General features: G+C 57.8%; 21 protein-coding genes. 16 read left to right on the top strand and 5 right to left on the bottom strand.

Features of this window, described 5'->3' with window-relative positions; all coding sequences use genetic code 11:
• Window positions 1-13 precede the first annotated feature (13 nt).
• The 5 genes from GJU83_RS01835 to GJU83_RS01815 all read left to right on the top strand — a co-directional run bounded on the left by GJU83_RS01835 (window position 14) and on the right by GJU83_RS01815 (window position 3,205).
• On the top strand, window positions 14-319 hold the full coding sequence (locus GJU83_RS01835) for a hypothetical protein (protein ID WP_069183335.1): 306 nt from the start codon (window positions 14-16) through the stop codon (window positions 317-319).
• Window positions 320-458: 139 nt separating this feature from the next.
• Window positions 459-1,166: a MotA/TolQ/ExbB proton channel family protein gene (locus GJU83_RS01830; protein ID WP_069183336.1), complete on the top strand. Its 708-nt coding sequence runs from the start codon at window positions 459-461 to the stop codon at window positions 1,164-1,166.
• A gap of 25 nt (window positions 1,167-1,191) precedes the next feature.
• On the top strand, window positions 1,192-1,704 hold the full coding sequence (locus GJU83_RS01825; protein WP_023009970.1) for an ExbD/TolR family protein: 513 nt from the start codon (window positions 1,192-1,194) through the stop codon (window positions 1,702-1,704).
• Window positions 1,701-2,201, top strand: coding sequence for an ExbD/TolR family protein (locus GJU83_RS01820; RefSeq protein ID WP_064228964.1), 501 nt, complete (start codon window positions 1,701-1,703; stop codon window positions 2,199-2,201). The genes GJU83_RS01825 and GJU83_RS01820 overlap by 4 nt, the downstream gene beginning before the upstream one ends.
• A gap of 5 nt (window positions 2,202-2,206) precedes the next feature.
• Complete coding sequence (locus GJU83_RS01815; protein WP_069183337.1) at window positions 2,207-3,205, top strand: AgmX/PglI C-terminal domain-containing protein; 999 nt, start codon at window positions 2,207-2,209, stop codon at window positions 3,203-3,205.
• Window positions 3,206-3,229: 24 nt separating this feature from the next.
• On the opposite strand, the gene GJU83_RS01810 is transcribed toward GJU83_RS01815, so the two are convergent.
• The 4 genes from GJU83_RS01810 to GJU83_RS01795 all read right to left on the bottom strand — a co-directional run bounded on the left by GJU83_RS01810 (window position 3,230) and on the right by GJU83_RS01795 (window position 8,597).
• Window positions 3,230-4,594 carry a sodium:solute symporter family transporter gene (locus GJU83_RS01810; RefSeq protein WP_069183338.1) on the bottom strand — a complete coding sequence of 455 codons (1,365 nt, stop codon included), beginning with the start codon at window positions 4,592-4,594 and terminating at the stop codon, window positions 3,230-3,232.
• 63 nt (window positions 4,595-4,657) lie between these two features.
• The gene (locus GJU83_RS01805; protein WP_228715179.1) at window positions 4,658-6,352 is read right to left on the bottom strand and encodes a diguanylate cyclase domain-containing protein; all 1,695 of its coding nucleotides are present in this window, start codon (window positions 6,350-6,352) and stop codon (window positions 4,658-4,660) included.
• Between the two features lie 100 nt (window positions 6,353-6,452).
• Window positions 6,453-8,255, bottom strand: a complete 1,803-nt coding sequence (locus GJU83_RS01800; protein WP_069183340.1) for a PHA/PHB synthase family protein — start codon at window positions 8,253-8,255, stop codon at window positions 6,453-6,455.
• A gap of 9 nt (window positions 8,256-8,264) precedes the next feature.
• Window positions 8,265-8,597, bottom strand: a complete 333-nt coding sequence (locus tag GJU83_RS01795; protein WP_069183341.1) for a phasin family protein — start codon at window positions 8,595-8,597, stop codon at window positions 8,265-8,267.
• Window positions 8,598-8,740: 143 nt separating this feature from the next.
• On the opposite strand from GJU83_RS01795, the gene GJU83_RS01790 reads away from it, so the two are divergent.
• From GJU83_RS01790 to GJU83_RS01760, 7 genes are all read left to right on the top strand, one after another.
• Window positions 8,741-9,061: a TraR/DksA family transcriptional regulator gene (locus GJU83_RS01790; RefSeq protein ID WP_069183342.1), complete on the top strand. Its 321-nt coding sequence runs from the start codon at window positions 8,741-8,743 to the stop codon at window positions 9,059-9,061.
• 44 nt (window positions 9,062-9,105) lie between these two features.
• Window positions 9,106-9,801 (top strand): ABC transporter ATP-binding protein, encoded by a 696-nt coding sequence (locus tag GJU83_RS01785; protein WP_228715141.1) that lies wholly within the window; start codon window positions 9,106-9,108, stop codon window positions 9,799-9,801.
• A 21-nt stretch (window positions 9,802-9,822) separates the two neighbouring features.
• On the top strand, window positions 9,823-12,192 hold the full coding sequence (locus tag GJU83_RS01780) for an ABC transporter permease (RefSeq protein ID WP_153633552.1): 2,370 nt from the start codon (window positions 9,823-9,825) through the stop codon (window positions 12,190-12,192).
• Window positions 12,193-12,224: 32 nt separating this feature from the next.
• Window positions 12,225-13,430, top strand: coding sequence for an efflux RND transporter periplasmic adaptor subunit (locus tag GJU83_RS01775; protein ID WP_153634392.1), 1,206 nt, complete (start codon window positions 12,225-12,227; stop codon window positions 13,428-13,430).
• A 98-nt stretch (window positions 13,431-13,528) separates the two neighbouring features.
• Window positions 13,529-15,277: an N-acyl-D-amino-acid deacylase family protein gene (locus GJU83_RS01770; RefSeq protein WP_153633551.1), complete on the top strand. Its 1,749-nt coding sequence runs from the start codon at window positions 13,529-13,531 to the stop codon at window positions 15,275-15,277.
• Between the two features lie 20 nt (window positions 15,278-15,297).
• The gene (locus tag GJU83_RS01765) at window positions 15,298-15,903 is read left to right on the top strand and encodes a DUF2238 domain-containing protein (RefSeq protein WP_153633550.1); all 606 of its coding nucleotides are present in this window, start codon (window positions 15,298-15,300) and stop codon (window positions 15,901-15,903) included.
• 51 nt (window positions 15,904-15,954) lie between these two features.
• Window positions 15,955-17,421, top strand: a complete 1,467-nt coding sequence (locus tag GJU83_RS01760; protein WP_153633549.1) for an SLC13 family permease — start codon at window positions 15,955-15,957, stop codon at window positions 17,419-17,421.
• Window positions 17,422-17,432: 11 nt separating this feature from the next.
• Here GJU83_RS01760 and malT read toward each other — a convergent pair whose 3' ends face one another.
• Window positions 17,433-20,189, bottom strand: coding sequence for an HTH-type transcriptional regulator MalT (malT, locus tag GJU83_RS01755; protein WP_153633548.1), 2,757 nt, complete (start codon window positions 20,187-20,189; stop codon window positions 17,433-17,435).
• Window positions 20,190-20,439: 250 nt separating this feature from the next.
• Here malT and GJU83_RS01750 point away from each other — a divergent pair, with 250 nt between their 5' ends.
• From GJU83_RS01750 to GJU83_RS01735, 4 genes are all read left to right on the top strand, one after another.
• On the top strand, window positions 20,440-21,240 hold the full coding sequence (locus tag GJU83_RS01750) for a C39 family peptidase (RefSeq protein WP_153633547.1): 801 nt from the start codon (window positions 20,440-20,442) through the stop codon (window positions 21,238-21,240).
• A gap of 54 nt (window positions 21,241-21,294) precedes the next feature.
• On the top strand, window positions 21,295-22,305 hold the full coding sequence (locus tag GJU83_RS01745) for a flagellar protein FilC (RefSeq protein WP_069183349.1): 1,011 nt from the start codon (window positions 21,295-21,297) through the stop codon (window positions 22,303-22,305).
• A 38-nt stretch (window positions 22,306-22,343) separates the two neighbouring features.
• A complete protein-coding gene (locus GJU83_RS01740; protein ID WP_153633546.1) occupies window positions 22,344-23,969 on the top strand; it encodes an OmpP1/FadL family transporter in 1,626 nt (541 codons plus the stop codon).
• Between the two features lie 63 nt (window positions 23,970-24,032).
• The gene (locus GJU83_RS01735; protein WP_153633545.1) at window positions 24,033-25,061 is read left to right on the top strand and encodes a MalM family protein; all 1,029 of its coding nucleotides are present in this window, start codon (window positions 24,033-24,035) and stop codon (window positions 25,059-25,061) included.
• The last annotated feature ends 1 nt before the right edge of the window (window position 25,062 follow it).

The raw sequence follows: 25,062 nt of genomic DNA, 5'->3' as shown, positions 1-25,062 counted from the left end.
GGAAGAAGGTGATATGAAACGTCTCGTATTGCTCACTCTGGCTGCGTCCGCGCTGCTGCCTGCAGCGCCCATGCTGTATGCCCAGGACGCCCCGGGTGTTGTAACCATTGAAGGCACCCGCATCCGTGGTGACCAGGAAGTGCCTACTGTGATGTATCTGGTGCCCTGGCAGCCACCGCAAGTCGACGAGTTGCGAGCGCCGGAAGAACGCCTGATGGTCGACCAGGGCCTCGCGCCGCTGGAGCGCTATGAATTTCAGCGGTTCATCAGCTACCACCAGGCGTTTATCAAACAGAATCAGGCAGAAACCGGGGAATAGGATGTGATGCCTGTCACATCCTGTGTGTGTACCTGCGCAAGATTAAACAAACCCTCACACAGACTTTCGCGAACTTACCCGCACAGGGGCAGGACGCGCATAGACTGATCTGAAAACCGGACCATGGAGTGCCCAGAAAATGATCGATACCGCCGTTCGCTTCTTCCAGGAAGGTGGCTTTTTTATGTTTCCGATCGCCGTTGTGCTGATCATCGGACTCATTGTTGCCATTGAACGTTACGTCTACCTTTCCGCCCAGAAACTGACCAACCGTCGGGATTTCAACCGCCTCCACCAGATGATTGCAAAGCGCGATCTAAAGGGCGCACTGAATTATACTCAGGAGTCCGGTAGTGCCATGTCCACCATGATCGGCTTCGGCCTCCAGCGTCTGGCCCGCCGCCAGGGTCGCGAAGAGATCGAATACGCCATGGAAGAGGGGCTGCTGGATGTTATGCCCCGGCTGGAAAAGCGCACACAATATTTGGCAACGCTGGCCAACATTGCCACGCTGCTGGGCCTGCTTGGTACCATCATCGGTCTGATTGCCGCCTTTACCGCAGTAGCCGCAGCGGATCCGGCCCAGAAAGCAAGCCTCTTGTCCCAGAGTATCTCGGTCGCCATGAACACCACGGCGTTTGGCCTGATGTCAGCCATTCCGATGCTCCTGATCCATTCGCTGCTGCAGACCAAGACCAACGAGATTGTTGATAGCTTCGAGATGGCCGGCATCAAGGTTCTGAACCTTCTCAGCGATGGCTCCGGCAATAAGTCCGGTGCACAAACTCAGGGTCAGACTGCCGCTGCGCCGGCACAGGTAGCGACACCGGCCGGTAGCCCGGCCTGATAACCAGCCAGAAGGATGTCAGGCCATGAGACGGAAGCATCGTCGCCTACAAAGTGAGGCAGATCTCGACATCACGCCCTTCATGAATCTCATGATTGTGCTGGTGCCGGTACTGCTGCTGAACATGGTGTTTGCCCACACCAGCGTTCTGGAACTGAACTTCCCGACAGGCGAGAGCCTGTCGGCAGAGCAGGCCGAAGAACTGCAGATCCAGGTTGTGATCTATGAAGATCGGCTGGTTGTTGCAGATAACCAGGGCGGCGTCATCAAGGACATACCCCGGCGTGAGGGCGAGTATGATTTTGCTCTGCTCAAGGATGTCATGAAAGAGATCAAGAGTCGGGTGCCGGACAAGAAGGATGTGATCATCATGCCGTCCCGCCAGACCTCCTATCAGTCCCTGGTTTCCGTGATGGATACGGTACGCTCCTATGAAGCCGTAGTGGCTGGGAGTGTTGTAGAGGCCGAACTGTTCCCCGAAATCTCCCTCGGAGATGCGCCTGCCCAGGCCTCGGGCTCCGCGGAGGTGAGTTCATGAAAGAATCCGCGAAAGCCCGTCGTCTGAAGCGTCATTACCGGCGCAACAAAAGCCAGGGAAAAATGAACCTGGTGTCGCTGATGGATATTTTTACCATCCTCGTGTTCTTCCTGATGGTGAACTCTTCGTCTGACGTGCAGGTACTCAACCAGAACAGCACCATCAAATTGCCCGATTCGACTGCCCAACAACCCCCGGGTGATGTATTGGCATTAACGGTGACCGACAGGGATATTCTGGTCAATGGTCGACTGGTGGTAAAACGCGACGCCTTCCAGACCTTCGACGGGCAGGTTGAGCCATCCCTGAAGCAGGAGCTCGACTACCAGGCCAGCCGGTCGTCGGCGCCAGCGCCGGATGCAGGGCGTCCGATTACCATTCTTGCGGACCGGGAACTTCCTTACGAGCTGCTCAAGAAAATCATGTCCACCTGTGTGGACGCCGGTTATGCCAGCATTTCCCTGGCGGTTAATCAGCGTACGGAACAGGGAGCCTGAGCCTTATGGATTACCGGTATGGATTGCCCTGGAATCAGGAACGCGGTGAGCGAAAGCGGCTGCTTGCCGCAGCCGTTGTTGTGGTGCCTTTGTTCCTGGCTTTTGCAGGCTATGTCAGTTGGATAGAACTGCCAGAGCGGGACCGTGAGGAACAGGAGGCCTTGCCACCCCAACTCGCCAAACTGATCATCGAGAAAAAGGAACCGCCAAAACCGGTTGTGCCCGAGCCTGAGCCAGAACCACCGAAACCCGAGGAAAAGCCCGTGGAGCAGGCGAAGCCTGAGCCCGAACCGGAGCCCATTCCCAAACCGGTGGTTCCGGAACCTGAGCCGGAACCACAGGTAGCAGAAGAACCTGAGCCCAAGCCGGAACCGAAACCTGAAGAGGTGGCCAAAGCCCGGGAAAAGGCCAAGAACACCGGTATTCTCGCGATGGGGAACGAGCTGTCAAAACTCAGCTCCCTGGCAGAGTCGGTCAAGCTTGATGGGCCGGTAGCGAAGACTGCTGAACCAATTGCGCGGAAAACCGGCGATACGCTCGCAACCCGTGCTACGGAAAATACCCGGAGCAGTGGTGTCAACGAAGAGGCTCTGAACCGGGAGGCTCGTCAGGTTGCGCTTGCTGAGCGCGAGCGCGCAGAGGTTGCGGAGACAGAGCGGGTTGCCGCAGTGAAAGAAGCTGCCCGAAAGGAGAAGCAGGAGACCGCCGCCCGAACCCGAAGCAAGGAAGAGTTGCGTCGAACCATGGACGCCAACAAATCGGCAATATACAGCATCTACAACCGGGAGCTGCGACGGAAGCCTTCGCTCCAGGGGAGTATCACACCGGAATTGGTCATCGAACCTAACGGTGCGGTGTCCAGTTGCTCAGTGGTTGAATCAACGCTGAATGAGCCGGCGCTCGAGAACAAGATCTGTAACCGGTTGAGGCTGGTGGATTTCGGGGCGCGGCCGGGCGTCGACCAGACCAAGATCAGGTACCCGATTGAATTGCTGTCCAGTTAACCGACTGGACAGCATAACCTCCGCCTAGCGTTTCGGGGTCACAACCGCAATCGCGAGACTCACCAGACCGGAGCCTGCAAGGGCTCCAACGAATGGCATAAGGGTCGGAATGCTGCCCGGAAAACTCGAAGCTTCCAGACCTGCCATCAGGCTTCCACCGGAAATCCAGCCTGGCAGAATCGCTCCGAAAAGCCCTGCCAGGCAGCCCAGAATCGCCGCCCGAGTGGTCATCTTTCTCCAAAGCCCCATCAGCACCGGCAGCACCGCCGTGGCGCACAGCAGGTCGGCGATCAGAAACAGCCGTAGTACGGAAATGCCCTGAAGCGCTACCAGAACGACCGGAATCATCAGCAGCACAGTGAACCAACGGGCGCTGATTATGGACAGGCCCTGTTTCTCGGTAACCGCCAGGGAAGCAAGCGCGTTCTGCAGGGTATCCACCGACGAAGCGACCAGGGTGATGGCCAGAATAAGAGCCGGTAAAGCAAGCCATGCCGGAGCATCAGCGAGCAAGGCAAAGAACGGAATTGGAGGGCTGCCCAGGTCGGCGCCACTCATGGCGGCCAGGATTCCGAGCCCGCCCACTACGGCGACAACGCCGATGGTGACTGCGCCGCCTAGCAGAGCCCCACGACTGAGGGCACCGGTGTCACGGGCTGACCACAATCGTTGCCAGTATCCCTGGTGGAACAGGTTGGCGGCGGTTACCGCGATTACCAACGTCAGCGCCACGCTCAGAGATGCAGAGGTTGGTATGTCCGGCAGGGCGGCGGGTGTTGCGTCCGGGAGTTTGCCCAGGGCGACGAAACTGACAATGGCGAGCAAGCCGATCAGTAATAATGCCTGCCACTGATCGGTGACGATGCTTGCCCGGAGGCCGCCGACGGCCGTGTATATCAGTGTGGTGACCGCCACGCCAATAACCACAATGCCACCGTCTATGCCGGAGAGCAGCGCGGTAATGGCACCGATGGCGGTGAGCTCCGCGGTCAGGAAGCAGAGCATGTAGAGTACCGAGATCATTGAGACATAGCGGCGCACGCCATTGCCATAGCAGGCGTTGGCGAACTCGCCGATACTGCGTCCCTCGGGCAGGAATCGGCGGATGGCTGGGCCACAGAAGGCGAACACAATGAACGGCAGGGCGGCACCCAGGGCATAGCCTGCCAGCGCCAAAGGCCCGACCAGTGCACCTACCTCAGGCGGTGCAAATAGAATCCAGCCACCCATGCCGGAGGCAAGAAAAGAGAGTCCCAGGGCCCTGGCCCCCTGGCTGTTCCGCGCTGTTACGTAATCATCCAGGCCGCCGTCTGCAAGTCGGGCCCTGAGTCCCAGCCAGGCAAAAAGGATCATGGCAACCGCAATCGCCGCAAGGGTGGTATAAAACATCGGGGGATTCTCCGCCATTCTTCGAGCGGGCTATAGTGCCACAATGGCAAAGGCGGGGCGAGATCAGGCGCCCGCAGCAACCTCGGGGGTGAACAGCCGGAACAGATTGCGACCGTCCTGTTTGGCCCGGTACATGGCGATGTCCGCACCTTGCAGCAGCTCGGATGCCGTCGAGCCATCCTGGGGGTAAAGGCTGATGCCAATGCTCGAACCTACACGCTGAGTCGTGCCATCTATGCGATAGGGTTCCTGGTTCTGGGCAATCAGGCGTTCCGCAACCCGATAGGCATCTTCAACATTCTCCAGATCGGGCAGCAGGACAATAAATTCGTCCCCACCCAATCGGGCAAGGGTATCGTCCTCACGCAGACAGCTCTGGACCCGACTCGTGAACTGAAGCAGCAGTTCGTCGCCTGCGGCGTGACCAAGTTGGTCGTTCACGTTTTTGAAATGATCCAGGTCCATAAACATGACGGCAAGCAGTGAGGATCGTCGGTGGGCATGCCGAATAGCGTGCTCCAGTCGGTCTTCAAGCAAGCGTCGGTTCGGAATGCCGGTAAGCGCGTCGTAATAAGCCAGCTGGCGAATCTGATCCTCATTTTTCCTGTTCTGGGTGATATCGGTGAACAGGCCGGCGTAGTGGGTGGTGTTACCCTCGTTGTCGGTAATGGCGGTGATTGTCAGCAGCTCGAGGTAGAGTTCTCCGGTTTTGCGCCGGTTCCAGATTTCACCCCGCCAATAGCCATGGGTAACCAGAGAGTTCCACATCCGCTGGTAGAACTCGGTGTCGTGTCGTCCTGACGAGAGAATCTGCGGTGTTTTGCCGATAACTTCGTCCTGGCTGTAGCCGGTCAGGTGTGTGAATGCAGGGTTAACGAACTCAATGTTCACGTTCCTGTCCGTCACCATGATGCCCTCGAAAGAAGACTCGATGACTCGCTCTGCCAACTGGAGAGTCTTTCGGGACTGGGCAATGGCGCGGTCTCTCTGCTCAAGAGCGTCTCGCAAATCGTCCAGATACATCTGTTCGGCGCCAGCGAGCATATCGTTGTAGCCAATCAGACCGGTCACCTCTCCCTGGCTATTGATCACTGCCAGATGGCGAATCCGGTGGTTGATCAGAAGGTCCCTGGCGTGAATCAACGGGTCCGACTCGCCAACGGTTAACAGCGGCCGGGTGGCGAGGTCAGAAGCCAATGCGTTACCGGTATTACGTGCAATCAGGCGCACAATATCCCGCTCAGTCAGGATCCCGAGACCGCCGTCGTGGCAATCCACCACGATGGCATCTGCCTGCTGACGGTGCATGATCGCAGCCACTTCGGAGAGTGGCAGCTTGCCATCAGTGACGAGCGGGGGGTGGGTAATCGCAGTACTTACTTCCCGCAAGCGCAGGTAGGGTTCCAGCCCCTGATTCAGGGCTAGGTCAGTCTGGGAAAGAATGCCGGACGGGGTGCCGGACTCATCGACGATCAGAAAATGGCGTTTGCCGGTTTCCCGGAAACGCAGTGCGGCTTCGCCAGCATCCATGTCGCAGGGGAGTGTCAGCACCGGGGCACTCATAACGGAACTGACCGGTCGCTCAAAGCTTTCCGGTCTGGAGAAATCGACGGTCAGGGCATCCCGTTCGGTCCAGATGCCGATAACCTTGTCATTATCAGAAATCAGAATCGAACTGACCGAGTTTTCAGCCATACGCGCGGCCGCCTCCGCGATTGACGTTTGCGGAGGGCAACGCAACAGAAGACCGCTGTGCATGATGCGGGATATCGGTAGCGGTCGCCCCATGGTCACTCCTGGTTTTTGTCGTTTTTGGGTCGGGCGTCTTGTTCTTGCCTTTAGAGGTAAAGCGTTTGGGTTACTGTTTAGCAGCATCGGCTGCCTTGACCTTCACATAGCTACCCGGAGCATTTTCAATGGCGGGCAATTTGCCTTCTCCAGGTACTCGGGCCGGTACGTCTCCATCGGAAAAGCGCCCGATCCACTCAAGCCAGTGGGGCCACCAGGAGCCCGGATGGTGTTCGGATTGCTCGAACCAGGCGTCTGCGTCCGGCACCAGTGTGTCGTTGGTCCAGTAGCCGTACTTTTCCTTGTAGGGCGGGTTAATCACGCCAGCGATATGGCCTGAGCCGGAGAGCACAAAGCGGACATCGCCGCCGTGGGCCAGGGCTCCCTTATAAGTTGTTTTCCATTTGGCGATGTGGTCCTGCCGGGCAGACAGGAAGAACGAGGGCACCTCGATCTCGGACAGGTTGATGGATTCCCCGAGCAGGTTCAGGGAATCCGGTTGCACCAACCGGTTATTCAGGTACATCTGGCGCAGATAGTAACTGTGCATGCGTGCAGGCAGATTGGTGCCATCGGTATTCCAGTACAGCAGGTCAAACGCCGCAGGCTTCTCGCCTTTGAGGTAGTTATTGGTCCAGAACGACCAGAACAACTCGTTTTCCCGCAGCAGATTGAATGTGAACGCCATGGCACGGCCGTCGAGGTAGCCCTTGCGTTCAAGCATTCTCTCAATGCCCCGGATCGAGTGATCGTTGATAAACACCCCGATTCCACCGGGATCCGAGAAGTCCAGCAGGGTGGTCAGATAGGTGGCGCTGGCTACCGGATCGCGGCCTTTTTTCTTCAGCCAGGCCAGTGTTGAGCCCAGCAGGGTGCCACCGATACAGTAACCGATCACGTTCATCTGTTCTTCGCCGGTGGCTTCGGTTACAGCCTCCATGGCAGCCAGCGGCCCGAGCTCCATATAGTCTTCCCAGCCTTTGTCCCGAAGGGAAGGGCCAGGATTGCGCCACGAGATAATGAAAACAGTCTGCCCCTGGTTCACTAACCACTGAATAAAGGAGTTCCTGGCCGTCAGGTCCAGGATGTAATACTTGTTGATCCAGGGCGGCACAATCAGCAGGGGGCGTTTGCTGACGGTTTCGGTTGTTGGCGAGTACTGGATCAGCTGCATCAGTTCGTTCTGGAAGACCACCTTGCCCGGCGTGGTTGCTAGGTTACGCCCAACTTCGAAGGCGGAGCGATCCGTCATGCCAACATTGAACAGGGATGGGTTCTGGCGCAGATCTTCGATGAGCTGACGCCCACCGTCGACCAAGTTCATCCCCTTGCGTTCCCAGGTAATCCGAAGCACTTCCGGATTGGTGGCCGGGAAATTGGAGGGTGAGAGCGCACTGGTCAGTTGCCGGGCGTAAAACAGCATCTGATCCCGCCCGGCCTGGGGCAACCCTTCCATGCCGGCGACCCAGTTCAGGAACGTGCGGGAATTGATCAGGTACGCCTGGTGAAGCACATCAAACGGCAGATGCTTGTGCCAGTCTTCGGCCTGGAAACGCCGGTCATCGGGTTCGGGTTCCACAACGGGCTTCTTGTCCTTACCCATCAGCCGGGCGAGGGTGTAATACCCCAGCGCGGCATGTTTGCGGGCCAGATCCAGCTCCGCGCCGGCGAACCGGAGCGGATGGAGAAGAAGATCCTCGGCCATTGTCCGGTAAGCGTCGGACATTTCCGTGATCGTGGAGAGGGTTGCATCATCCAGGACGCCAGCGTCTCCCAGCAATTTCTCCAATTGCTGCTGTCCCTGGCGGACGTTCGTTTCAAAAACGTTGACGAGCTGACCAACCGCTTTCCCGAGCGTATCCAGACCGAACATGGGTATCCCCTATTTGGCAGCTTTCGGGCTGGCCTTGGTGACTTCTTCCGGCGCTTTTTCGAACACCTTCTGAATCTGCTCCCGGCTTTCATTGAAGTAGTCCTGCCAGGCTTTCCAGTCTGCCGTGAACTGCTCGCTCAGGGATTTCAAAGTTTCCGCCTGATCGCCAGTAAGGCTTTTCAGGCCTTCCAGATCACGCACTTCAGACACCTTTTTGGCCTGCTCCATGGTGACATCGGCATAGCGGCGGAAGGCGTTCATCTGCATTTCCGCGGCCTTTCCGAACTGCTCAACCAGGGTCTCGTTCAGTCGGGTCGCCTTTTCAAAAAGCTCAGTGTTCATGGTCACAACTCCTTTGCATGAAGAATCGATGGAGTTCCATTCTGCCTCAGCCGGCGTGACGCAATTTTGACAAGCATCAATCCCGGGTTCAGCTTATGCTTTACTGTAAGAGAATGTTTTCCCGGCAAGGCAGGAGGCACCACATGACTGACCGGAAATCCGAACTGGAAACCTTGAAGGCAGACCTGACGGCCCGACTTTCCCGCTATGAAGCCCATCAGCACCGGGAGGCTGGTGCGCTGGACAAGGATTTCGAGGAACAGGCTACCCAGACCCAGAATGACGAGGTGGTCGACTCGCTCGAAACGGAAACCCGTGCAGAGTTGGTGCAGATTGAACACGCCCTTGCGCGTATCGAGAACGGTGTGGGCGACGAGTGTGAATCCTGCGGCGAAGCCATCGACCCGCGCCGTTTGCAGGTGCTGCCCTATACCACGGTCTGTGTCGACTGTGCCGAAGACTGACTGACACAGTGAAACCAGGGACGGCAGGCAGTTCAGAACTGCCAGTGTTTCATACACGAGGGCTGACCAAGACTTACGATCAGGGCGAGGTTCAGGTGCATGCGCTACGTGGCGTCGATCTGGACCTTTTTGGCGGCGAGCTTGTCGTCATGCTTGGCGCCTCCGGTTCAGGTAAATCCACGCTTCTCAACATCCTGGGTGGGCTGGACGTTCCCACCTCCGGGGAGGTCCACTACCGGGATATAGACCTCAGCAAGGCCGGCGATCGGGAACTGACCCGTTACCGTCGGGAACACGTCGGTTTTGTATTTCAGTTCTACAACCTGATTCCGAGCCTGACTGCCCGTGAAAACGTGGCGGCTGTTACCGAGATTGCATCCAACCCCATGGCGCCCGAGGAGGCTCTTGCCCTGGTGGGCCTTCAGGAGCGCATTGATCACTTTCCCGCTCAGTTGTCGGGTGGTGAGCAGCAGCGAGTTGCCATTGCCCGGGCTGTCGCCAAGCGTCCGGCTGTGCTGCTTTGTGATGAACCCACGGGAGCGCTTGATTCAGCCACCGGCGTGCTGGTCCTTGAGGCGCTGGCGACGGCAAACCGGGAGACCGGTACCACGACGGTTATTATCACCCACAACGCTTCGATCGCGGCCATGGGCGACAGGGTCATAACCCTTTCCGATGGCAACATCAGCGGCGAACACCGCAATTCTGAGCGCCAGGATCCCCGGACCCTGTCATGGTGAAAAGACTGAGCAGGTAAGTTGATGGGCAGAAACGCACTCAACATCAAACTGCGGCGCGAACTCTGGCAATTGCGTGGCCAGGTGGTGGCCATCGCTCTGGTGATCGCCGGTGGTGTAGCCGTGTGTGTCATGTCCGTTCTGAACTATTCCTCTCTTATGGAGACGCGCGCGCAGTACTACGAGCATCACCGGTTTGCCGAAGTGTTTGCAGCCGTCAAACGTGCCCCGCGTCATGTCCTGCAGGAGATTTCGAAGATCCCCGGGGTGGCCCGCGCCGAAGGCCGGGTTGAGGGCATCGCCAAGCTTGAGATGCCCGGATATACGGATCCCGTGTCGGCCCGCCTGGTGTCACTGCCACCGAACTCGCAACCCGATATCAACCGACTTTTCATCCGTGAGGGACGACTGCCGATGGCGGGACGCAACCAGGAGGTCGTGGCCATCGGAAGCTTTGCCGAAGCCCACGATCTGTCCCCCGGTGACCGGTTTACGGGCATCATCAATGGCAGGCGCCAGTCGCTGGTCCTGACCGGTATTGTCGAATCGCCGGAGTTTATTTATGTGATTCCTCCGGGGGGGATGCTGCCGGACTATGAGCGTTATGGCGTGCTGTGGATGAACAGGGAAGCGCTGGCTGCGGGGTTTGATATGGTCGGGGCTTTCAACAGCCTTGTGGTGACCCTGCGATCCAACATGTCGGATGCCACAGTGATTGATCATCTGGATCGGTCCCTGGCCAGGTACGGGGCGACAGGCGCCTATGGCAGGGAGCATCAGTTCTCGCACAGGTTCCTCAGTGACGAACTGGACCAGTTGAAGACCATGGCGACGGTGTTTCCCCTGATTTTCATGTCGGTCGCCATGTTTCTTCTGCATGTCGTCATCAGCCGTTTAATCAGTACCCAGCGGGATATCATCGCGGTGCTCAAGGCCTTTGGATACGGCAACCGACAGATTGCCTGGCACTACAGCAAACTGGTGATACTGATTGCGGTGATTGGTCTGGCGGTGGGGCTCGCACTTGGATTTTGGCTAGGTCGGGGGCTGGCGGAGCTCTACATGGATTACTACCGGTTTCCGGGGCTGTTGTTCCGTATTCATCCGGGTTGGTTAGTGTTGCTTGGCCTGTTGACGATACTGGTGGCCTGGGCAGGGGCCTGGAGGGCAATTCGTCAAGCCGCGGCCTTGCCCCCGGCCGAGGCCATGAGACCAGAGGGGCCGGCAAGGTACCGGATTGCCGGTGCCGAGAAGCTGCTCTCCGGTATTCGTTTCTCTCAGCCGTCGAGAATGATTGTGCGTCAGCTGGATCGACGTCCCGGTCGAACCCTGCTCTCAATAAGTGGCATTGCGATGGCAACCGCCATCGTGATGGTGGGCAATTTTCAGTTTGATTCCGTGTCCCTGATGGTTCACACCCAGTTTGCGCGGGTGCAGCAACAGGATCTGGCGGCGGCGTTCATAGATCCGGTCAACAGCTCCGCTATTTACACGCTTCAGCGACAGCCCGGTATTCTCTATGTCGAGGGAAAACGACTGGTGCCGGCGCGGCTCACGTTTGGTCACCGTCAGTGGCGCAGCGCCGTAACCGGCATCCCCTCGGATGCAAGACTCCAGTTCGTTGTGGACAGCAATCTGGCGCGGGTCCAGTTGCCAAAGGAAGGCTTGTTGCTGACGGATTTTCTCGCCCAAGAGCTGGGCGTTACTCCCGGGGAGATTGTCCAACTGGAAGTGCTGGAGGGTGACCGACGGACAATCCAGGTCCCTGTTGCAGGCATTACGAGTGAATTTCTCGGTGTGGGTGCCTACATGAACCTGGATGCTCTCAACCGGGCTCTGGGCGACGGCCCCCTGATCAATCAGGCCATGATTAACCTTGATCCGGAAAGAGCCGGCGAGATCTATGACAGTCTGAGGGAAACGCCCGGTGTTCTGGGGCTCAGCATTCGCCAGGCCATGCTGGACAGCTTCTATGACACCCTGGCCAAGACCTTCCTGACGTTCACTTTCTTCAACAGCCTGATGGGCGGCATCATCGCATTCGGTGTTGTTTACAATACCATCAGGATATCCCTGGCCGAAAAGGGTAGAGAACTGACCAGTCTCCGGGTGCTGGGGTACACCCATAACGAAGTTGCGCACATACTGCTCGGCGAGGTGGCGTTGCTGATCATGCTGAGTGTGCCGCTGGGTTGGTTGATCGGGCAGGGACTGGCATTGGCCATTGTTACGGCCATGCAGACAGAGCTCTACCGGGTACCTCTGACCATCACCAGCCAGACGCTGGCAATTTCAGCGCTGGTCGTGGTGATGTCAGCGATGGCGTCCGGAGTGATTGCGTGGTGGCGCCTGAAAGCGCTGGATCTGGTTGCTGTGCTGAAAACCCGGGAATAAAAGCATCTGGAAGCAGGGGGTGAGTGAATATCATGACGGTAAAAGGGTTTTCTGGAAAATGGCTGTTCTGGGGCGTATTTGCGCTGCTCGCCCTGGCGGCACTGGTGTATACGGTCCGTCCGGAGCCCGTGTGGGTCGATCTGGCGTCCGTGAGCCGTGGTCCCCTGGAAATCACCATCAAGGAAGAGGGCAGAACACGGGTCCGCGATCGTTACGTGGTGTCATCCCCGGTGGCGGGCTACCTGCATCGGGTACCTCTGGAAGTGGGGGATGCCGTTATACCAGGCGAGCTGCTTACCGAAGTGGATCCGATGCCGGCAAGTACCCTGGATGCCAGAAGTCGGGCTGAAGCGGAAGCAAAAGTGCAATCAGCTCGTTCCGCTCTGAATTCAACGCGCCAGAAAGTGGCGGCAGCCGAGGCGGAAGCCGATCTGGCAATCCGCGAGCTGTCGCGATTGAAGGCTCTCAGCGATGACCACTTCGTGTCCGATGAACGGTTACAGCAGGCCCGGGCGGCCGCAGACCGGGCCCAGGCAATCCTTCGGTCGGCCCGTTTTGATGAGGAGGTGATGGCCCATGAGCTGGCCGCAGCAAGGACTCGTCTGGAGGTATCGGCGGCCCGGGAGACCGGCAATGGCAACGTGGAGAGAGTGCCTGTCCGGTCGCCGGTCAATGGTTCTGTGCTGGGCGTTGCCCGCAAGAGTGAAGGCGTCATCCAGGCGGGTGAGCCCATCCTTGAGTTGGGTGATCCCGGCGCACTGGAAGTGGTCGTGGACGTGCTCAGTTTCGATGCGGTCAAGCTTAGCCCTGGGGTAAGTGTGCGATTGACTGGGTGGGGCGGGGGCAGTCTTGATGCCAGAGTCCGGCGGGTTGAGCCGGTGGGCTTTGAAGACGTGTCGGCCCTGGGGGTCGAGGAAAGGCGGGTTCAGGTGGTTGCGGACATTACCAGTTCCCCCGAAGCCTGGCAGAGCCTCGGTGACGGTTACCGTGTGGATGCCGAATTTCTGCTATGGCAGTCAGACAATGTCCTGCAGCTTCCGGAATCCGCGATCTTCATCGGTGACGGGCAGCATCAGGTGTTCCGCGTGGTCGATGACAGGGCGGTCCTGACCAACGTGTCGGTAGGGCGTACCAATGGATTTCAAACGGTGATTCAGGAGGGGCTGGCAGACTCGGATAGAGTGGTGCGCCACCCTGATCGCCAACTTGAAGACGGCAGCAGGATCAGGGTTCGTTAATGGCCCATATTGCAGGGCCCGCCCACTAAAATGAGAGGACATATCACGTTCTGCTGGCTAGACTGACGACATAAAACAACAAAAAGGAGCCTGGCGAGGTGAACCAGTTCGATACTCTGATTGTCGGTGGTCGTTATTTCGATGGTACCGGCGGTCCCTCCCGCATAGCCCACGTGGGCATCAAAGAAGGCCGGATTGCCCGGATATTTGATGAACAGCCTGACACCGGTCTGGCCACTCGCACGATCGACGCCAGCGGTTGCTGGGTAACGCCGGGATTTCTCGATACCCATACCCACTACGATGCTGAGTTGCTGGTAGCGCCCTCTCTGTCTGAATCTGTGCGTCACGGTGTCACCACAGTGCTTATCGGCAGCTGTTCGCTGAGCATGGTCTGTGCCGATCCGGAAGACGCCTCGGATATTTTTACCCGGGTGGAGACCGTGCCGAGGGAAAAGGTGCTGCCCATACTGCGACAGCACAAGTCCTGGAAGACACCCAAAGAGTGGGTGGAGTTCATGGACCGGCACCCACTGGGGCCCAATGTCATCAGCTTTCTCGGTCACAGTGACCTGCGGACGGCAGTCATGGGTCTGCATCGCGCCACCGACCGGGGTGTGACTCCGACAGCAGAAGAGCAGCGAAAAATGGAACGTCTGCTTGAGGAAGCGCTGCAGGAAGGCTTTCTTGGGCTTTCCACCATGTGCCTGAAATGGGACAAGGTAGATGGTGACCGGGAATGGTCCAAGAGTCTGCCAAGTACCTACGCCCGCTGGCGTGAGGTCAGCCGTCTGAATGCCCTTCTGCGCCGTTACGGGCGGGTGCACCAGGGCGCACCCAATGCGGCCAATCCTCTTCAGGTTACCCAGTATTTGAAAGAGACCCTGGGTTGGTTGAGAAAGCCCCTGAAAACCACTTTGATTGCCATGATCGATTTGAAGGGCAATCCCACGGTCAAACCCATGGCAAGCCTGGTGGGGTGGCTGGCCAACAGCTTTGGCGGTAACTTTCGCTGGCAGCTGTTGCCCACGCCGTTCACCGTTTATGCCGACGGTATGGATATCGTGTTGTTTGAAGAATTCGGTGCCGGTGAGATGGCCCTCGATATCCGCGATCAACTCGAGCGCAACGAACTCCTTAAAGACGAACAGTACCGACGGAAGTTCAGGAAATTCTACAAGGAAAAGCTCTCGCCCCGGGTGTGGCAGAGGGATTTCGGCGATGCCGTGATTCTCGACTGTCCGGATAAAAGCGTGGTTGGTCGCAACTTCGCCGAACTGGCGGCTGATCGCGGCATTCATGTGGTCGATTTCTTCCTCGACATGGTGGTTGCCCACGGCCGCTCATTGCGCTGGTTTACCACGGTCGGCAATCACAGAAAGGATCGGCTCCGGAAAATGGTTACCAACCCCGGCGCCTTGATCACCTTTTCCGATGCCGGTGCCCACATCCGGAATATGGCTTTTTACAATCTGCCGTTACGGTTTCTCAAGCTGGTTCGCGAAAGCCATGAAGACGGTGAGCCAGTTATGTCGCTGGAACGTGCCGTACACAGGCTGACGGGCGAGCAGGCAGATTGGCTGGGGGTTGATGCGGGTCATATAAGGGAAGGAGACCGGGCTGATATAACGGTACTGGACCCCCATGGCCTTGATCAGGATCTGGAACAGGTCGAATGGGCCGAAATGGAAAACTTCGGGCTGGAGCGAATGGTGAACCGGGTGCCTGGATGTGTCAGAGAGGTGTTGATCAACGGCCGAGCTGCAGTAACGGATGGTGAGGTGGAAGCTGCATTGGGCAGAGAACCCGGATACGGCCACTTCCTGCGCGCCGGGGCGTCTGGGTAGTTTCGGATAAAAGGAAACCTATGAACCAACGATTTGCGCCCGCAGTCTGGGTGGTTGTCTTTCTTTCAGTCTTTGTCTGGTCTGCCATCGGGCCGAAGGATCGGGCGACCTGGGTACTTGAGGTTCTGCCCGCGGTCATTGGATTTGCACTGGTTGTCTGGTGTTTCTTCCGTTATCCGCTGACGCCGCTGGTCTATTTCCTGATTCTGATCCATGCCGTCATCCTGATGGTTGGGGGGCACTATACCTATGCGGAAGTGCCTCTGTTCGACTGGTTTCGGGACTGGTTTGATTGGCAGCGCAATAATTACGACAAGCTCGGCCACCTGGCGCAGGGTTTTATACCGGCAATGGTCGGCAGGGAACTGGTCATTCGATTCGACGTATTTTCCGGCCCCCGCTGGGCCGCATTTTTCATCGTCTGTTTCTGTCTGGCATTGAGCGCCTTCTATGAGTTGATCGAGTGGTGGGTGGCCTTGCTCAGCGACGAAGCCGCCGAGGCTTTTCTGGGCACCCAGGGGTATGTTTGGGATACCCAGTCGGATATGGCCTGGGCGTTGTCCGGCGCGATCCTGGCTCTTATCCTGCTCGGGCGGTTGCATGATCGCCAGCTTCGGAAGCTCTGACGTTTTTCTTGCCCACAAATTTTGAGAGTCTAAATAACGGAACAGAATGGTATGTCCGAAGAGCTCAGCGCAGACAACCAACCCCGGGGCTTGCCCCGCAGCCAGGTAATCGGGCTGATCCTTGGCGCCGCGTTTCTCTTGGCAACCATCCTTCTTCCACCCCCCGAAACCATGGCGGCGGAAGCCTGGGCCGCCCTCGGCCTGATGCTGCTAATGGCGACCTGGTGGTCCACCGAGGCCATTCCGATTCCGGCCACAGCTTTGCTGCCAATCGTTCTGGTCCCGGCGCTCGGGCTTGGCACGGTTGGTGAAGCCACAGAGCCCTATGCCAATCCGATCATCTTCCTGTTCCTTGGGGGATTTACACTGGGGCTTGCCATGCAGCGATGGAACCTGCATCGGCGGATCGCACTGCTGACGCTGAAGGCCGTGGGCAGCAAACCCCGCAGGCAGATTGCCGGATTCATGCTGGCAACGGCTTTTCTGAGCATGTGGGTCAGCAATACCGCAACGGCCATCATGATGTTGCCAATAGGCCTGTCGGTGGTGGCAATGATGGACAGCAATGACAATCCCGAGGGTATTCGGCGTTACGCCACAGCCCTCCTGCTTGCTATTGCCTATTCCGCCAGTATCGGGGGCATTGCCACGCTGATTGGCACACCGCCAAATGCCTTGCTGGCGGCCTACCTGAGCGAAAACCAGGGGGTTTCCGTGGGCTTTGCCCAATGGATGCTGCTGGGGGTTCCGGTCACGGTCGTCATGCTGGCCCTTGCGTGGTGGTGGCTGACCCGGCGCGACTTCGGATTGGGTAATACTGCAGGTGGTGCTGAAGCGATACGCGAGGAGCTTGATGCCCTGGGGCCACTGGGAAAAGGGGAAAAACTCGTGGCCCTGGTGTTCTTGATCACGGCCACCGCCTGGATCTTCAGACCGTTGTTGTCCGAGAACCTCATGCCCTGGCTGAGTGACACCGGCATCGCCATTGCCGCGGCCATTGCCATGTTCCTCATACCCGTCAATACCCGCAGCCGAGAATTCGTTCTCGACTGGGAGACCGCGAAGGGAATTCCCTGGGGCGTGCTGCTTCTGTTCGGTGGCGGGCTGGCCATGGCTGGCGTGATCAGCAGTTCAGGTCTTGCTGAATGGATCGCCCAGAGCCTGGGTGTAGCCGGCGCTCTGCCAACACTGGTTATGATTGTGCTGGTGGCGGGCATCATCATCTTTCTGACGGAAGTGACCAGCAATACGGCAACGGCAGCGGCGTTTCTGCCCTTGTTGGGGGCACTGGCCCTCAGTCAGGGAGTGTCACCATTGCTGTTGACAGTGCCTGCTGCGATCGCGGCCAGCTGCGCCTTCATGATGCCTGTGGCCACGCCACCCAATGCCATCGTGTTCTCCAGCGGCCATATGCAGATCAGCGATATGATCAGAGCCGGATTTGCCCTCAATCTGATGGGTATTGTGGTGGTGACACTGCTCAGTTATCTGCTTCTTGGTGTGGTTTTCTCCATGTAGGCCAGCCGAGCCTAGTCTCCCTGGATCTTGCTCAGGAGGTCTTTGGCCAGTTCAATGGCCTCTGAACGATGGCTGATGTTCTGCTTCTGATAAAGGCTGCGGATGTGTGTCTTCACCGTTGTCGAGGCCACTTTCAGGTGCTCCGCAATCTGGTCATTGGACAGTCCGGCATGTATCAGGCTGAGGATCTGCCACTCCCGGCGGGTGAGCGGCGATGTGCGGATCAGTTCCGGGACATCCGGCCGGTCGATGATGTCCTGGATAATCGCTTCATCCAGCGAAATCCGGATGGCGCGGCTGAAGTCCCGCTGTTGCTGGGCCAGTTGAATCAGACGCTCTGCCCGCTGGAGTTCCATTCCTTCAATGGCTTCATCGTTGATCAGCGCCTTAAGCAGTACAATTAGCTCTTTACCCAACCGCAGGAAGCTGCCGACAGCACCTGTGGTACTTGCCAGTTCCAGCGCTGTTTTCATGTGATCGAGGGCCTGTTCGCGTTCATCCAGTTGCCAGTAGAGGTAGGCGAGGGCAATGTGGTTGCGATTCAGGTCTGTTTTAAGGCCAAACTCCCGCGCTACCGTGGTTAGCTCTTCGAGGAGTGGTTGTGCCAGTTCGTATTGCCCGAGGCTGATTAACGCCCGGGCCTGGTTGCGGCCGTTGCACTGATAAAAATGGTTAGTGGCCTTCACCGGATCGCAGTGTGGGGCAACTGTGAGCCAACGCTGTATAGAGTCGTGATCCCGAACGGCATCCCAGTATGACAGCATGGTGGCCTGGGCATTGGCCACCCAATCCAGGTGGTAGTCTTCCGCCGCCAGCATTTTCTGGATCTTGGCGATGTAATCCGCACACAGGCTCTGGCGGCCCCGTGCCTGGGCAACCTTGGCCAAGGAGGTGTAACTCTGGACATACCAGCGTTCTCCCTGGGCCTCAAGAATTTCAATGCCCTGAAGCGCGCACCGCTCGGCGCTTTCCAGATGGTGCCACTCCCACATGATCTGGCTGCGAATACGGAAGAGGAATTCCAGGATCGGCAGGTGGTTCAGCTGGTTTTCTTCCGCGTATTGGAAAGCACGTTCCTGAATGTTGTAGGCCTTTTGCAGGAGACCCATCGCGACACTGATTTCGCTTTGCTGGCAGAGCGCCCAGATCACGTTCTGGTGGGCCTGATGGGCCCGGGCGAGATGCTCTGTATCCTGCATTCGGGCCAGGGCTTCCTCAAGTTCTCCGCGCACAAACAGCGCCTCACCAATGACCGACGCGGCGGCAACCCTGGAAGTGGGCAGGAAGCGCGCTTCCTGTTCGATGGCTTCGCGGGCAAGCGTCAGGGCGCGTTCGCCGTCGCCATAATTCATCGCCACCTGGGCGCGAATGGCACTGAATTCGCCGTGAACGGCGCGCTGCGTGTCCTCGTTCAGTGATGCCCTCAGACGGGCTTCCGCTGCTGAGAGCCAGTTTTCGACTTCATCAAACTTGTACTGCCCCTGGGCAACCCACGCTCTAAGCAGAGTCAGCGTGGGATCCTCGGCGATGATTTCCTGTGGCAGCGTGTCCAGGCAGCGTTGAAGCAGGTGAAACTGACCTTCGGTAAAGAATTTGCGCCCGTGGATGGAGAGCACGCGGGTAATTCGCTCGGGATCTTCCGCAGCAATGGCGTGTTTGGCAGCCTCCTCCGCATGGTCCAGTTCAAGCCAGGCGTCGGCGGCCCGTTGATTGAGGTCTCTCTGGTTCTCGCGAGTGGTGCAGGTGAGCAGATGGCGCAGATAAACCGAGAATAGCGGATGGTACCGGAACCAGAGTGCTGAGTTATCCACGGGGGTTATGAACAGCCCCATGGACAGCAGGCTGCTGAGCAGTGCCTGTCCGTCCGCGTCGTCCATGACCCGCATTACCATTCCCGCGTTAAACCGGTCGAGGATGCTCGTGCGCATGAGAAACCGCCTTTGCTCTTCGCTCAGGTCGTTGCCCACCAGCTCATCGAAGTAATCGAAGATATTCTGGTTACCGTGTTCCAGCTGATCGACAAACTCGCTGAATTCGACACTGGTGGCGGATGAAGCGGCGAGCAATTGCAGGGCGGAGATCCAGCCTTCAACCCGGCGGACCGCCCGCTCAATATCTTCACGCGCAATCTCAAAAGGCAGCCGGCTCTGGAGATACTGCTGGGCTTCGTCCGCTTCAAAACCGAGGGCCCGGCTGGTTATTTCAGTGAGACGCCCCTGCATACGGAGCTGGGCTACTCCCACCGGCGGCATCGTTCGGCTGATGAGAACCAGAGTCAGATACCCTGGCAGATGCCGCAGAAGAAAGCGTAGCGCTTCATGGATTTCGCCGTTGCTGATCAGGTGATAATCATCGAGCACCAGGTAGAGCGGCTCGTCATCCTGGGGCAGGGCGGCGAGTAGGTCAGTCAGGAAAGATTCGAGGCTGTCATAGCCTTCGGTCTGGAGTCTTTCCAAAACCGGTTGGCAGCTCCCCTCGGTGGCGCTGGCAAGGGCATTGGCCAGGTACCCTGCAAAACGGCCCGGGGCGTTGTCACTGGCTTCCAGGCGGAACCACGCTGAACGTGCCTCAAGGCTGGCCAGTCGCTCGGCAATGGTGGTGGTTTTGCCATACCCGGCCGGCGCATGAACCAGGAGCAGACTCACCGGCTCAAGGCCATGCAGAAGATCGTTGAACTTCTCTCTTGGAAGCAGTGCAGGTGGGGACACCGGGCTCTGGTTCTTGGCAGTGATAAAGGTGATCTGTCCCGGGTTCAGAGTTGTTGTCATCAGGATCTACATCAGGAATTTGAGTGTCAGGACTGGTGTTGATACCCCCTTTTGGCCCGTTGAGTCAACCCTCGAGGCTTCTTCGATCAGCGCCTTGAACCAGTTCTCAAATCCACCTCGCAAGGCCCCTCCTGCAGCGACAGATTTGAGGCACAGTTATCTTTCAGGGCGCAGGCTTTTCGGTATCTTACCGTAACAACATGTAACCCGATTTATAACGTGGCCAATAAAAACAGGGACTTCGTCTGACATGCTGCTGGTGCTCGCCGGATCCATTCTTACATTCACCATGGTGCAGGAAGCCACCGTGGTGGAGCCTTTCGAGAAGGGCCAGATCGTTATCGAGCAGGATGTGGATTCCAGTCCGGTTGAGCTGAGGTCCGACGTCAGGGTCGAGCCGCTGGTTGAGCAGAAATTCCGGAACATCGTGCGTCAGGCCTATGACTACAGCTGCGGTAGTGCCGCGCTGACCACCGTACTGAATTTCTACCTCGGCCGGACTTTGTCAGAACGACAGGTCATGGAGGGGTTGCTGCATTACGGCGAAAGCGAGCGCATTGTTGAGCGACGCGCGTTTTCCATGCTCGACATGAAGCGACTGGTTACCGCACTCGGCTATCCATCAGGTGGCTTCCGGGCCACCATTGATGACCTCAAGGACCTTGATCACCCGGCAATCGTGCCTATCCATCACGCGGGCTTCAAACATTTCGTTGTGTTACGAACGATCCGCGACGGGCGCGCCTACCTGGCCGATCCTTCAGTAGGCAACATCTCTTTCACCCTCGCCCAGTTCGAGGAGAAGTGGGATGACAACGTGCTCTTCATTGTCTTTCCGGGCAGTGACAAGCCGCTGGACAACCTCGAGCTGAAGGAGGAAGACCTTCGTTCTGTGGATGACCAGACAATGACACTTCTGGCGCTGGAACGGATACCGGCGTTTCACGAGTCCACCCAGAGGCGGATCCAGAATCTGCTGGAACGCCAGAAAAACAATCCCGACGGCAGTGTAGAGAACACCCGAAAGCAGTTGCACTACCGTCGAAACTAATTCACCGGGCAATCCCCCGGTCAGGAACACTACAAATAAAATAAGGGAGTCAGGATGAATCGTTGGTTTGTGCGAGGTTTTATCCTTGTTTCCACGGCAGGTCTGCTTCCGGGCATGGCCCTGGCGCAGGAAGGAAGTGTGGATCAGGCGCGGGAAGCGCTGGCCAAGCAGGAGGGAGACGAGGACGCTTCACAACAGCTTGAGGAGGTGTTCCAGGCTGCAGAGAAGAACTACTCGTTGCAGAAGAAGGGCTCCCATTCCCTGAACTATTCATTCGACTATTCCTATACCGCAGACCAGCGGCTGGATCTGGCCATCACCAATGGATCAGTCAGAAATCTGGACGTGGTGCCATCGGCAACCCACAGCTTCACGAATTCCTTTTCCTACGATTACGGCCTGTTGGACAACCTCACGGTGGGTACCCGGATTCCGTTGGTGGTCAAATATGATACCCAGGACGAGTTAAACGTTTACGATTTTGGCGATATCTCCTTTACCGGGCGCTGGCAACCGTTTGCCTACGTGCCGGGCAAGATGTCGACAACCCTGTTCGGAACCCTGTCCACCAAGACCGGTGTCAGCCCCTATGAGATCGATATCAACGAGCAGCTGTCTACTGGCAGCGGATACTACTCCATCGGGGGAGGGGCCAGTCTTTCGAAGGTTCTCGATCCGGTGGTGGTTTTCGGTTCTGTTAGTGCCACCTATAACCTGCCGGCAGAAAACCTGCAGCAGGTGCGAGGCGCACGCCTGCTGGAAGAAGTAGATCCCGGTTTCGGACTGTCCGGCTCGGCTGGTTTCGCCTATTCCCTGTCTTACGACATTTCATTGAGCATTTCGGCCCAGCTCAGTTACAGCGATGAAACCATTCTCACCTTCTCCAATGGCGACCAGGCTGTTGCACAGGACCAGATGACCGGATTCCTGAGCATGTCACTGGGTACCCGTGTCAGCGATACAACGATTGTGAATACCAGCCTGGGTATTGGCCTTACCGAGGACGCACCGGACTTCTCCCTGGGGGTCTCCCTGCCCATTAACTTCTCCGGACTCAAAGAGTGATTGGTGTCGTTGACGATCTACGGGAAGGGAAGGATTTCATGGGACAGAAAAGCCACAACCGTCAGATTCTCGCGGCCCTGATCGCCACGACCATCTCCTGTGGCGCGCAGGCCCAGCTGGCGCAGAACCTGACCATTCATCCCAAGGCGTTGGCGCTCGGCAACGCCGTGACCGCCGATCCTCCGGGGATCATGGCGATTCACTACAATCCTGCGGGCCTGACAAAACTGGACGGGCGTCAGCTGGAAGTGAACCTGATGAGCGTCTATCTGGACATTGACGCGGATTTCACAGCGCCAGAGGGCTATGAGATTTTCGGCATCGACGGGCTTGAGATTGACCCGCAAACGGGGAAGCAACGGGATCCGGTTGCCAATACCCACAGCCATACCAACAACGTGGCGCTGTATTTGCCCGGCTACGGAATTCTGCGTGCGCCTCCGGGACCGGCCCTGGCACCCTCAGCGGGGATCAGCATCAACCCGCCGGGCTCCAAGCTGACCTTCGCTAATGCCTTCTACCTGCCGCTGGCGGCCGGTTTCTACCGCGACAAGGACGACCCCGGTCGCTATCAGCCCCAGGCCACGGCGCTGCAGCGCACCACCTACCTGTCACCAACGGTGGGTTACGAGATCAATGACGATTGGTCGGTGGGAGCCGGAATACACCTGTCCCATATGGGGATCGCGGCGGATCAGTACATGCGCGCGCCGAACCTGTTGCTCGGGGTGGCTGAAGTCCTGCAGGACGCCTTCAACTGTGAGAGTGGTGATGAGCCGCTCCAGCCCTGGCTGGCGCTTTGTGGTGGTAATGTTGGCCCCTGGGACGACATTGGCGCACTGAACATCAATGTTCAGGAAACCCTGTCCCCGACCTATGCTCTGGGTGTCATGTGGGAGCCGACGGACTGGTTCAGCTGGGGTGCGAGCTACACCTCGGAAGCCGAAATGAATATGAAGGGCACCTTCGAGATCCAGTACACCGACGACTGGTCCGGCTTCTGGCAAAGCGTGAACGGATCAGTCCTCGGAGCCATCACCTCGGCGATCCTGAGCCTGCCGTCCGGCGCGCCCAAGGAATCCGGGAACGTCAGTATGGATCTGGTGTATCCCCAGCATTTCCAGACCGGCATCAGTGTTGACGTGCATCCGAAACTGACCCTCAATGCCGACATTGGCTGGACCGATTACAAACAGTGGGATGCTTTCGTTTTCCGGTTTGACCGTAATCTGGAGTTTCTCAATGCGGCCCGGATTCTGTCCCCAGACAATGCCACGCCCAATACCCTGAGGTTGCCGCTCGGTTTCAAGAGCCAGTGGAACTGGGCGTTCGGCATGGAGTTTCACGCGTCTTCCCGTCTGGACCTGCGAGCCGGCGTGGAGATACGGGATTCCGTTATCCCGGATGATCAGCGACAGGTAATGGCTCCCTTCGGTGGGGCAAACCTGTACAGCATCGGTATGGGCTACCAGTGGGACAAAGACACAGAAATTGACATGAATCTCAGCTACCTTCACTCGGTAGAGTCGATTCCCGCCGACACCAGCTGTAACGTAAACTGCGACAACATCACCAATATTATCTACAACCCGTATGCGGGTCTCGATATCAAGACGTCGCTCAGGGTTGTCATGGCAGGCCTCAGTTTCCGGACCAAGTTCTGAGTGATGCCACTAACCGAAGGGTAGTCATTCGCAGTGATTAACGGCTCTGTAGGTAAATCAGCCTTGTTTCTCTTTCTGGCAGCGCTTCTCGGAGGCTGCCAGATAGGTGGCTCCACGGTTTCAGAGCGGGAAGGCTATTTTACCTGGGTCGACGAACAGGGCAGGGTGCGATACTCCCCCATTGCCAGAGCAGGGAGTAGGGACTCTGATTCAGACGCTAGTGAGCAGCTCGATCCGGAGGTAAAGGCAGAGCCAGAGCGGTCCGGAAATCCGGCCAGCTCAGAGTCAGGGCTGGAGGAGGAAACCGAGTACACCCTTGAAAACTACCCTGATGCTACCGAGCTTGAGAAGGACGGCTACGTTCGACCCGGGGAGAGGCAGCCTTATTTCACCTGGCGCGATGCTGAAGGCAATGTCCGGGTTAGCTATTACCAGCCCGATACCCGTTCTGACGTTGAAAAAGGGCTGGTTGAGCCGCCGGTCCAGATTACCGAAGCCAGCGTGTACCATGCCGGGCCGGATCAGGCAGACCAGACGCCGGTGGAGGGTTATGACCCCGACGCCTTTGCCATACTCGGCATTGAGGCTCCAACCGATAACTTCTTTGCCCGATTTTCAGCCACCTGCTGCGAGTCACTGGATGTTCAAAGTCGGCAAGGGTGGCAATCAGGAAGGGAGTTCGGCGTTACCCTTAGTGAGGATTCAGCAACCCATCCGTTTCTCACCGGAACCAGTCCCTACCAACTGATTGCACTTCCCGACCCCGACGAGCAGGCAAGTCTGGTCATCCGCCTGCGCTCCTACGCCAGGGACGGCGTGTTTGTGCCCTCCCTGGTATTTCTGGATGAGACGATGGCGCCGTTAAGGCTGGTGACAGACCTGGTCATGGATTTTACCCCGGAGAACTGGCACCGACGCGGCTACCTGGAGGCCTGGGTACCTGCATTCCCCCGCCAGGGAGAGCGTTGGCTGGTCGTTTTTACCAGGGAGGAAGATTTGAAGGGCCAGACTGTTACCGAAACCAGTACCGGCCCCCGGAAAATCCCCCATGTCAGTCATGGTGAGATTGGCCTGATGCAGTTGGAGGAGTGAG

Source organism: Marinobacter salsuginis (genome assembly GCF_009617755.1).
Lineage (GTDB): Bacteria > Pseudomonadota > Gammaproteobacteria > Pseudomonadales > Oleiphilaceae > Marinobacter > Marinobacter salsuginis.
The sequence above is the reverse complement of the archived record's forward strand: the minus strand, read 5'-3'. Positions and strand labels throughout refer to the sequence as shown.

Bases quoted from the DNA above. Each gene is read 5' to 3' on its own strand.
- GJU83_RS01835 (WP_069183335.1), top strand. From the start codon at position 14: ATGAAACGTCTCGTATTGCTCACTCTGGCTGCGTCCGCGCTGCTGCCT.
- GJU83_RS01830 (WP_069183336.1), top strand. From the start codon at position 459: ATGATCGATACCGCCGTTCGCTTCTTCCAGGAAGGTGGCTTTTTTATG.
- GJU83_RS01825 (WP_023009970.1), top strand. From the start codon at position 1,192: ATGAGACGGAAGCATCGTCGCCTACAAAGTGAGGCAGATCTCGACATC.
- GJU83_RS01820 (WP_064228964.1), top strand. From the start codon at position 1,701: ATGAAAGAATCCGCGAAAGCCCGTCGTCTGAAGCGTCATTACCGGCGC.
- GJU83_RS01815 (WP_069183337.1), top strand. From the start codon at position 2,207: ATGGATTACCGGTATGGATTGCCCTGGAATCAGGAACGCGGTGAGCGA.
- GJU83_RS01810 (WP_069183338.1), bottom strand. From the start codon at position 4,594: ATGTTTTATACCACCCTTGCGGCGATTGCGGTTGCCATGATCCTTTTT.
- GJU83_RS01805 (WP_228715179.1), bottom strand. From the start codon at position 6,352: ATGCACAGCGGTCTTCTGTTGCGTTGCCCTCCGCAAACGTCAATCGCG.
- GJU83_RS01800 (WP_069183340.1), bottom strand. From the start codon at position 8,255: ATGTTCGGTCTGGATACGCTCGGGAAAGCGGTTGGTCAGCTCGTCAAC.
- GJU83_RS01795 (WP_069183341.1), bottom strand. From the start codon at position 8,597: ATGAACACTGAGCTTTTTGAAAAGGCGACCCGACTGAACGAGACCCTG.
- GJU83_RS01790 (WP_069183342.1), top strand. From the start codon at position 8,741: ATGACTGACCGGAAATCCGAACTGGAAACCTTGAAGGCAGACCTGACG.
- GJU83_RS01780 (WP_153633552.1), top strand. From the start codon at position 9,823: ATGGGCAGAAACGCACTCAACATCAAACTGCGGCGCGAACTCTGGCAA.
- GJU83_RS01775 (WP_153634392.1), top strand. From the start codon at position 12,225: ATGACGGTAAAAGGGTTTTCTGGAAAATGGCTGTTCTGGGGCGTATTT.
- GJU83_RS01765 (WP_153633550.1), top strand. From the start codon at position 15,298: ATGAACCAACGATTTGCGCCCGCAGTCTGGGTGGTTGTCTTTCTTTCA.
- GJU83_RS01760 (WP_153633549.1), top strand. From the start codon at position 15,955: ATGTCCGAAGAGCTCAGCGCAGACAACCAACCCCGGGGCTTGCCCCGC.
- malT (WP_153633548.1), bottom strand. From the start codon at position 20,189: ATGACAACAACTCTGAACCCGGGACAGATCACCTTTATCACTGCCAAG.
- GJU83_RS01750 (WP_153633547.1), top strand. From the start codon at position 20,440: ATGCTGCTGGTGCTCGCCGGATCCATTCTTACATTCACCATGGTGCAG.
- GJU83_RS01745 (WP_069183349.1), top strand. From the start codon at position 21,295: ATGAATCGTTGGTTTGTGCGAGGTTTTATCCTTGTTTCCACGGCAGGT.
- GJU83_RS01740 (WP_153633546.1), top strand. From the start codon at position 22,344: ATGGGACAGAAAAGCCACAACCGTCAGATTCTCGCGGCCCTGATCGCC.